Below are 9,095 nucleotides of genomic sequence, written 5' to 3'. Positions count from 1 at the left end.
TGCTTGTGGAGAAACATTTGAGACAGGTTCAGTAAAAAAGGAAATCAAAGTGGAAATTTGTTCCAAGTGTCATCCTTTCTTTACAGGAAAGCAGAAACTCATAGATACAGGCGGACGTGTTGACAGATTCAAGAAGAGATTCAACTTGGATAAAGTAGAAAACAAAGAAGAAAACAAAGAAGAATAATTCATAGAGGTTAAAGATATCTTTAACCTCTATTATTTTTTTGTGTCTCCAGTAATTTCGACAAATATATTAAAAAGATATTAACAGGCTTTGGACTAAATGGTAGAATATAAGTAAACTATATTACATATGGGGGTTGACTTATGTTTATGTACGGACCGAAGGATCATGGATGGATTGAAGTAATTGTAGGGCCAATGTTCAGTGGTAAGAGCGAGGAGCTTATAAGAAGGATAAACAGAGCAAAGATAGCAAGACAGAAGGTGCAGGTCTTCAAGCATTCCATAGATGACCGTTATGAAATTGACCATGTAGTATCCCATAACGGTATTAAGATTGAGGCAATAAAAATCTCAGAGGCTGATGATATACTTAAGTATCTTGAGGATGATGCATTGGTCATCGCAATAGATGAAGTGCAGTTCTTCGATAAAAAGATAGTGGATATATGCACAAAGCTTGCTGATGAGGGAAGACGAGTCATTGCTGCAGGACTTGATCAGGATTTTAAAGGAGAGCCTTTTGGCCCGACACCGGAGTTGATGTCTGCTGCAGAATTTGTGGACAAGATCCAGGCTATATGCATAACGTGCGGCAACCCCGCTACAAGAACCCAAAGATTAATAGATGGAAGGCCTGCAAACTATAACGACCCGATAATACTGGTAGGAGCGAAGGAAAGTTATGAAGCCAGATGCAGGAAGTGCCATGAGGTTCCGGGAAAGAGATAGAGCAAATAAAAGAGCTTAAGGCTATTACAGCATTAAGCTCTTAAATATTCTGAGTGCAGCGTTGTCATTCTGAGTGCAGCGAAGAATCTTAGTTATTTGCTCTCGATAATTTATGTATCCAGCGTTTTTATTGCAGCATTGATATTATTGATTGACTTGTTTATATCGGTAATAGTATTGTTAAGTGAACTAGTAGGTTTTTGCTGCTTGTCTGGGAGCTTGTCCGCTTTTCCCGCAGATTTGATTTTGGTAGAATTCAGCACCTCATTTACTACATCTATCACCTTTTCAGAGCTGAAGGGCTTTATGATGTAATGTCTGGCGCCATTCTGAATAGCAGTCAATACCATGAATTTCTGGTCCAAAGCACTTATCATGATTATTAAAGCTTCTGAATCAAAGCTTATTATTTTCTTAACAGCACCAATGCCATCCAACACCGGCATGGTTATGTCCATCGTTACGAGATCGGGCTTATGCTTTTCGTATTCTTTTGCACCCAGTTCGCCGTTGGAGGCTTCTGCTACAATGGTGTGACCTGCTTTTACAAGTATTGAGGACAGATTTCTCCGCATTATTGATGAGTCATCTACTACAAGCACTCTTGCCAAAATTATTCCCCCCAGAAATTACTGCGATTTTCACATTGGGCAAACATAAGTGAATAATTTAACTAGTATAAAATATATTCTAACATAAAAATAAATGGGTTTAAATAACAGTTGTTGTCTATTTGCGTATAAATATGTACATTTTATCAGATGATGTCGATAAGTGAGGGCATCGTTCTCTGCACTTGTAAATTGCATCAAGTAACGATATACTACTATATGAGGATTTTATAAAAACTAGTTTGTTTTGAAAGGTAAAAAAATATGAAAATATTAAGCACTGAAAGTAGAATAAAACCTAAGGCGGTGGGCGGCGCGGCTGTCATTGAAGGGGTAATGATGAAGGGTGCCGAGGATTATGCTATAGCGGTACGAAAGCCTGACGGAGAGATAATAGTCAAAAAGGAAAAGCTAAAGGGCAATAGAAAGGTAATATCCAAGATGCCTATTCTGAGAGGGGTATACGCATTTGTGGACTCAATGGTCTTGGGCGTCAAATCTCTAATGTACTCTGCTGATTTTATCGAAGAGGAAGAAGAGGAAAAGAATAAGAAACCTTCTAAGTTTGATGAATTTTTGGGCAATAATATAATATGGATATCTGTGGTCATTTCAGTATTATTCTCAGTAGGACTTTTTATATTGCTTCCTACTGTACTTGTCGACGTATTCAAGCATCTTACCACCAATAATCTTATACTTAATGGAATTGAGGGTATAGTAAGAATAGTTATTTTCCTTGGATATTTACTTGCTGTATCTAGAATGAAGGATATAAGAAGGGTATTTGAGTATCACGGAGCAGAGCATAAAACCATATTTTGTTATGAGCATGGAGAAGAATTGACTGTAGAAAATGTGAAGAAGTTCGGAAGACTGCATCCAAGGTGCGGTACCAGCTTTCTTTTCATAGTAATGATAGTCAGCATACTTCTTTTTTCAATGTTTAGTTGGTCAGGGGTATGGATGAGGCTTGCTATAAGGATTATACTCATGCCTATTGTAGCCGGCATTTCCTATGAAATAATCAAATGGGCAGGAAAGAGCCAGAGCAAGATATCCTGCATTGTATCGGCTCCAGGGATGTGGCTGCAAAAGATAACCACAAGGGAGCCGGATGACAAGCAGATGGAAGTAGCCATTGAAGCGCTTAAAAATGTTCTTGTAGTTGACACAGAGGCAGATAACTGGTGATGGAGAGCATAAGAGAGCTATTGAAAAAAGCCGTCGGAGTGCTGAAAAGGTGTGAGCATTCCGATAATCCAATACTTGATGCAGAGGTGCTGCTTGTATATGCGCTGAACCAATCCGGCAGGAGCTTTGACCGGTTAAAGCTTATAACTCAGTCGGAATACATGGTTGATGGGAATGCTGCCGAGGGTTATTTAGGATTGATAGATGAGCGAAGCAAAGGCAAGCCTGTGCAGTACATTGTCAACAGGCAGGAGTTCATGGGACTTGAGCTGCATGTAGCTGAAGGGGTGCTGATACCCCGTGCCGATACAGAAATAGTTGTAGAAAAGGTTATTGAGCTGGCGGGGGGAATAGAAAAGCCTAATATAATTGATATGTGCACTGGAAGCGGTGCAATAGCAGTAAGCCTTGCTAAGAATATACCCGATGCAAGGCTCTGGGCTGCGGATATTTCTGACATTGCTTTAGAATGCTGCAGTGCCAATGTCAAGGAATTTGGACTTGAGAGCCGAATATGCACTATAAAGAGTGACTTATTTGAAAATATCAGGGTGGAAGGAATTATTGGAAATACTGATATCATAGTATCCAACCCTCCATATATAGAAAGTGCGGTTATAAATGAGCTGGGAATAAGTGTTCGGGGCTATGAGCCGCATTTGGCTCTTGACGGAGGCAGAGACGGACTTGTATACTATAGAAGAATTGTGCAGGAGAGTGCTGAGTTTTTAAAGCCTAATGGCATACTTGCATTTGAAATAGGACATGATCAAGGTGTTAAAGTAAAAAATATCATGGAAGAGAGCGGTTATTATGACGGCTTAAAGCTTGAAAAGGACCTGGCAGGGCTTGATAGATGCGTATGGGGAAACAGATTATAGTTATTTATGGGGAGTGATAGGATGCTGGATAAACTGGAGTTTATTGAAGAAAAATATGAAGATTTGAGCCATAAGATAAGCGATCCGGAAGTAATTGCAGACCAGAGCATGTGGCAGAAGCTTGTAAAAGAGCATGCAGGTATGGAGCCTGTTGTTACGAATTTTAAAGAGTACAAGGCAGTACTTTCGAGTATAGAAGATTCAAAGGCAATGCTTGGGGATAAGCCTGACAAAGAGTTTGAAGAAATGATCACCCTGGAGCTTTCCGAGCTGCAGGAGAAGAAGGCAAAATTGGAAGAGGAACTTAAGATACTGCTGCTTCCAAAGGATCCCAATGATGATAAGAACGTAATAGTTGAAGTAAGAGGTGCTGCAGGCGGTGATGAGGCTGCGCTTTTCGCGGGAAGTCTGTTCAGAATGTATGTGAGATACGCCGAGAGAATGGGCTGGAAGATAGAAATGCTGAGCTCCAATGCCACGGATATTGGTGGCTATAAGGAGGTCATCTTCGAAATAGATGGGAAGGGTGCTTACAGCAGACTCAAATATGAAAGCGGCGCCCACCGGGTTCAGAGAATTCCGACCACCGAAGCCAGCGGCAGAATCCATACATCAACCTCAACGGTTGCGGTGCTTCCTGAAGCCGAAGATGTAGATGTGCAAATCAACAACAATGATTTGAGGATAGACGTTTACCGTTCAGGCGGACACGGCGGACAGAGCGTAAATACAACAGACAGTGCGGTAAGAATTACACACATTCCTTCTGGCTTGGTAGTAATCTGCCAGGATGAGAAATCACAGCTCAAAAACAAGGAAAAGGCATTAAAGGTATTGAAATCAAGGCTCCTGGAGCAGGAAACAGCAAGACACAATGCTGAAATTGCAAGCGATAGAAAAAGCCAGGTAGGGACAGGCGACAGAAGTGAGAGAATCAGGACATACAATTTCCCTCAGGGCAGAGTGACTGATCATAGGATAGGATTGACTCTTTATCAGTTGGATGCCTTTATGGATGGAGACATCGATGGAATGATAGATGCTTTAATAACAAGCGCGCAAGCTGAAAAACTCAAAGGGGTAGAATAAATCAGGTTCCGGGGTTTCGAGGTTTCGAGGTTTCGAGGTCTCGAGGTTTCGGTTGTAGGGGCGAACAGTGTTCGCCTGTACCGTTAGAGCAAAAAGGTGCGGAGAAATCTGCACCTTTTTTGTACCTGCGAAGAGCTACTCAAGTAATTCTTCCCCCCCGAACCTCGAACCACGCACCTCGAACCTAATGCCGAAGGCATCGTTCTATTAATCCCCCTCTTGAATATAAATATAAAGAGTAATTATAGCAAAGTTTTTCTTGAATTGGGGGCAATAAATTGAGCAGACTTTTTGCTGTGACCTGTATAGGTTTTCTGTGCGGGATGATAGGTACCGGCCTCGGCGGTTTATTTACACTGTTTCTTAAAAATCCTACAAAAAGATTTATGGCTATTCTTCTTGGGTTTACCAGCGGAATCATGATATCGGTAGTGTGCTTTGACCTGCTCCCTGAAGCCTTTGATATGGGGGGCGTATACATAAGCCTTGCGGGGATTGTACTTGGGGTGGGAATGATACTTGTAGTAGAACATTTCATACCTGAGAGGATAAGCGATAAGTACAGTGACGGCTTTGATTTTGTGAGAAGTGGAATACTGCTTGGCATTGGAATTGCTATACACAACTTCCCAGAAGGACTTGCGGTGGGCTCCGGTTTTGCTGCCAGTGATTATTTAGGTTTGGGGCTTGCTATTGTAATAGGTTTCCATGATATGCCGGAAGGCATAGCAATGGCTGCACCTCTTAAATTAGGCGGCATCAACAGATTGAAGATACTCGTTTATACAATACTTGCAGGAATACCGATGGGGTTTGGGGCTTTTATAGGGGAATTACTGGGAGAAATATCAAACACCTTTATTTGCCTCTGCTTGAGCTTTGCAGGCGGTGCAATGCTGTATATAACCTGCGGGGAGCTTATACCAAAGACTCAAAATATTTACAAGGGAAGGATATCTACAATTGCCATGATAGTTGGAATGATATGCGGTATAATTATTTCAACAAGCTTTTAAATATATATACTGAAAGTTGTATATGATATTTTGCTGTGTTATTATGTATTTGAACATAATAGCACAGCTTTTTTGGGTTGTGGATTGGTTGCACGTTGCAAAATGCGGAAAGTAAGCTTTAATTGGGGTATATTGTTTAATGACCCCTGTTTTTTTACATTAATGGAGGTATTGGAATGAAATTTTCACTTGGATTCGGAAAACAGAATGCGGAATTTGATATTGAAGATAAAAACCTGCTTGCTGTGCTTGAACCTAATATGGTAGCTGCGGATAAGACAGGAGAAGAGGAGGTTAAGAGAGCACTCTTAAACCCTATTTCTTCTAAAAGGCTTAAGCATATTGTCAATCAGGGGGAAAAAATTGTAATAATAACTAGCGATATTACCAGGCCAATGCCGACTAAGGTAGTGCTTCCGGTACTTTTGGAGGAATTATACGAGGCAGGCGTAAAGGATGAAGATATAAAAGTTGTTTTTGCCCTCGGAAGCCACAGAAAGCATACTGAAGAAGAGAAGAAGTACCTGGTCGGTGAGAAGATATATGAAAAAATCGACTGCATCGATTTGGATATCAATGACTGCATAAGCTTGGGGACAACATCTTCCGGCACACCGTTGAGCGTGTTCAAACCAGTGGTTGAGGCTGACAGGAGAATATGCCTGGGAAATATAGAGTATCATTATTTTGCCGGATACAGCGGAGGAGCCAAAGCCATAATGCCCGGTGTTTGCACAAGGGAGGCAATCCAGGCAAATCATAGTATGATGGTAAGGGACGAAGCCAAGGCTGGGGCAATATGCGGTAACCCCGTAAGGTGTGATATAGATGAAGCGGCTAAGTTCGTAAAAATTGACTTTATACTCAATGTCGTTCTGGATGAGAAAAAGACTATTATAAAGGCTGTTGCAGGCCACTACATCGATGCGCATAGGGAAGGCTGCCGCTTCTTGGATAAGCTTTATAAGATTTCGATTCCTCAAAAGGGCGACATTGTTGTAGTATCTTCCGGAGGATATCCGAAGGACATTAATCTCTACCAAGCACAAAAGGCACTGGATAATGCCAAGTATGCCGTAAAGGACGGAGGTATAATAATACTTTTGGCGTCCTGCAAGGAAGGACTGGGAGAGCATACTTTTGAAAGATGGATGACTACCTCGGATTCTACTGAAACAATGATTACAAATATACAGAAAAAATTCGAGCTTGGCGGGCATAAAGCAGCTGCTATAGCGATGGTTCTTAAAAATACGAGAGTGTTTTTAGTATCCGACCTGGATGAGGAGTTTGTGAGGAACATATTCCTTGAGCCATTCAAGAGTGTTGATGAAGCATTGATAGAGGCATTTAAAGTATTGGGAGACGATGCAAAGGTAATTGTAATGCCCTATGGGGGGTCTACACTGCCGGAAGCGACACGATAAAGGTATATTATGAAGTAGTAAGTGATGTGTATAAAGTATTTAAGGTTTGCTGAAAGAATCTAAAGACATTGGAATTGCTGAACCTGAAGGTTTATCTGGCTCGTTTTTTTAATAGTTATAAGCATATTTGCAAAATATTCTATCATTGGAAGTGATTATTTATGTTAAAGAGTATAATAGATTTTGCTCAAAAATGTGCCGAAACCATATCCGTAATATTAAATGTGGAAGTAACGATAATAGACTACAATCTTACCAGAATTGCCGGTACAGCAGGTTATAAAAATACAATTGGACAGCAGTTACATGATCGGACATATACCAGTAGAGTAGTCCAAAGCGGGAAAGGCTGTGTAATTGAAAGTCCTGAAAGTAAAAACACTTGCATTAACTGCGGCAACAGGTTCAATTGCCCGGAAAAAGATAAGGAAAAAGGGTTGATCTCCGTACCTATAATTGACAGCGGAAAAGTTTTAGGTGCCATATCATTGATATGTTTAAACGATATCCAACTTGAAATGCTTATTTCAAAGAAGCAATCATTGATGGATTTTCTGACCAATATTGGACAGATGCTTGCATCAAAAATAAAGGAACAGGAATATATTGACCGGTTGGAACTGAACAGCAGTCAACTAAATCAGATATTCTCATCAATATCCGATGGGCTGATGCTTATTGATAATAAAGGGACAATACTTAATGCCAGCCAGTCGGTATTAAACTTGACCGGTAATCCTAAAAATAGTTTTTTGGGCATGAACATTAAAGATGTAATTGAAGACAATATGAATATCGAAGAGTTCAAGAACAGTAACAATATTGAGTTTACAGAAGTAAAATTTAAGAACGGCAGTGAGTCTTTCCAGTGCTCCTTCAGCCCAATCACAATAAATGACAAGTTTGAGGGGGCGGTAATGGTGCTTGTTGAAGACATAAAGCTAAACCCTCTTATCTATAAAAAGGTACATGCCAATCAGCGTATCACATTCAATAATATTATCGGTGAGAGCCGTCTTATAAAGGATACAATAAATGTGGCAATCAAAACCTCAAAGGTAAAATCAAACCTTTTGATAACAGGCGAAAGCGGCACAGGTAAGGAACTTTTCGCCCGTGCCATTCATAACTGCATGTTTGACGGTTCTGCACCCTTTATACCGGTAAATTGTGCTGCCATACCCGAGTCACTCCTTGAATCGGAACTGTTCGGTTATGAAAGCGGGTCATTCACCGGAGCTAGGAAGATGGGGAAACCCGGCAAGTTTGAGCTTGCAAACGGAGGCACATTTTTCATGGATGAAATAGGCGACATACCTCTGCACCTTCAGGCCAAGCTTTTGAGGGTGCTGCAAGAAAATGAAGTTGAAAGGATAGGAGGCACACATCCCATACAGATAGATGTCAGAGTAATAGCTGCAACAAATAAGAATCTGGAGCAGATGGTAAATAGTAAATTGTTCCGCGAAGATTTATATTACAGGTTGAATGTAATAAACTTAAGACTTCCTCCTCTTAGAGAGAGAAAGTCGGATATTCCACTGCTTATAGAATTTTTCATGAATCTTTACTGTTCAAAAATGGGAGTACCTAAAAAATCCTTGGATGAAGAGGCAATTGAAGCTTTATGTAATCATGAATGGAAAGGTAATGTACGGGAGCTTCAAAATATCATAGAATATATATGCTGTATATGTTTGGGAGAAAGAGTAACATATAATGATATAAAGGATAAGATAGAGCGCTCTGATAAAATGGATATGCCTTTAAATATTAATTCACTAGATTTCCTTGAAAAGAATGAAATAATCAAAGCACTTAACAAATATGGTTATACCACCAAAGGAAAGGTAATGGCTGCAAATGTGTTATCGATCAGCAGAGCCTCCCTTTATAGGAAACTTAAAGAATACAATATTAATTCTCAAAATAAGACCGATTTCTAATTTTGAGAGAAAA

8 protein-coding genes and 1 pseudogene are annotated in these 9,095 nt (G+C 40.3%); 8 read left to right on the top strand and 1 reads right to left on the bottom strand.

Annotation, left to right across the window (positions count from 1 at the left end):
- Window positions 1-187: 50S ribosomal protein L31 (gene rpmE, locus VEB00_15580; protein HYF84435.1), on the top strand; the 187-nt coding region annotated here is incomplete at its 5' end.
- A gap of 149 nt (window positions 188-336) precedes the next feature.
- Complete coding sequence (locus VEB00_15575; GenBank protein ID HYF84434.1) at window positions 337-918, top strand: thymidine kinase; 582 nt, start codon at window positions 337-339, stop codon at window positions 916-918.
- Window positions 919-1,172: 254 nt separating this feature from the next.
- Here VEB00_15575 and VEB00_15570 read toward each other — a convergent pair.
- Window positions 1,173-1,532: pseudogene (locus VEB00_15570) on the bottom strand (response regulator).
- 261 nt (window positions 1,533-1,793) lie between these two features.
- Here VEB00_15570 and VEB00_15565 point away from each other — a divergent pair.
- The 6 genes from VEB00_15565 (at window position 1,794) to VEB00_15540 (ending at window position 9,082) form a co-directional block, all read left to right on the top strand.
- Window positions 1,794-2,723, top strand: coding sequence for a DUF1385 domain-containing protein (locus VEB00_15565; protein ID HYF84433.1), 930 nt, complete (start codon window positions 1,794-1,796; stop codon window positions 2,721-2,723).
- The gene (gene prmC, locus VEB00_15560) at window positions 2,723-3,604 is read left to right on the top strand and encodes a peptide chain release factor N(5)-glutamine methyltransferase (protein ID HYF84432.1); all 882 of its coding nucleotides are present in this window, start codon (window positions 2,723-2,725) and stop codon (window positions 3,602-3,604) included. Before VEB00_15565 ends, prmC begins: the two co-directional genes overlap by 1 nt.
- A 21-nt stretch (window positions 3,605-3,625) precedes the next feature.
- Window positions 3,626-4,693 carry a peptide chain release factor 1 gene (prfA, locus tag VEB00_15555; protein ID HYF84431.1) on the top strand — a complete coding sequence of 356 codons (1,068 nt, stop codon included), beginning with the start codon at window positions 3,626-3,628 and terminating at the stop codon, window positions 4,691-4,693.
- Window positions 4,694-5,016: 323 nt separating this feature from the next.
- Window positions 5,017-5,709 (top strand): ZIP family metal transporter, encoded by a 693-nt coding sequence (locus VEB00_15550; GenBank protein ID HYF84430.1) that lies wholly within the window; start codon window positions 5,017-5,019, stop codon window positions 5,707-5,709.
- Window positions 5,710-5,885: 176 nt separating this feature from the next.
- Entirely contained in the window at window positions 5,886-7,136 is a 1,251-nt protein-coding gene (gene larA / locus VEB00_15545) for a nickel-dependent lactate racemase (GenBank protein HYF84429.1), read from the top strand.
- A gap of 161 nt (window positions 7,137-7,297) precedes the next feature.
- On the top strand, window positions 7,298-9,082 hold the full coding sequence (locus tag VEB00_15540; protein HYF84428.1) for a sigma 54-interacting transcriptional regulator: 1,785 nt from the start codon (window positions 7,298-7,300) through the stop codon (window positions 9,080-9,082).
- Window positions 9,083-9,095 lie beyond the last annotated feature (13 nt).

This window comes from Clostridia bacterium, from assembly GCA_035628995.1.
GTDB lineage: Bacteria > Bacillota > Clostridia > Lutisporales > Lutisporaceae > BRH-c25.
Note: the sequence above shows the minus strand (reverse complement) of the source record. Positions and strands in the feature narration are given on the sequence as shown.

Bases quoted from the DNA above. Each gene is read 5' to 3' on its own strand.
- VEB00_15575 (HYF84434.1), top strand. From the start codon at position 337: ATGTACGGACCGAAGGATCATGGATGGATTGAAGTAATTGTAGGGCCA.
- VEB00_15565 (HYF84433.1), top strand. From the start codon at position 1,794: ATGAAAATATTAAGCACTGAAAGTAGAATAAAACCTAAGGCGGTGGGC.
- prmC (HYF84432.1), top strand. From the start codon at position 2,723: ATGGAGAGCATAAGAGAGCTATTGAAAAAAGCCGTCGGAGTGCTGAAA.
- prfA (HYF84431.1), top strand. From the start codon at position 3,626: ATGCTGGATAAACTGGAGTTTATTGAAGAAAAATATGAAGATTTGAGC.
- VEB00_15550 (HYF84430.1), top strand. From the start codon at position 5,017: ATGATAGGTACCGGCCTCGGCGGTTTATTTACACTGTTTCTTAAAAAT.
- larA (HYF84429.1), top strand. From the start codon at position 5,886: ATGAAATTTTCACTTGGATTCGGAAAACAGAATGCGGAATTTGATATT.
- VEB00_15540 (HYF84428.1), top strand. From the start codon at position 7,298: ATGTTAAAGAGTATAATAGATTTTGCTCAAAAATGTGCCGAAACCATA.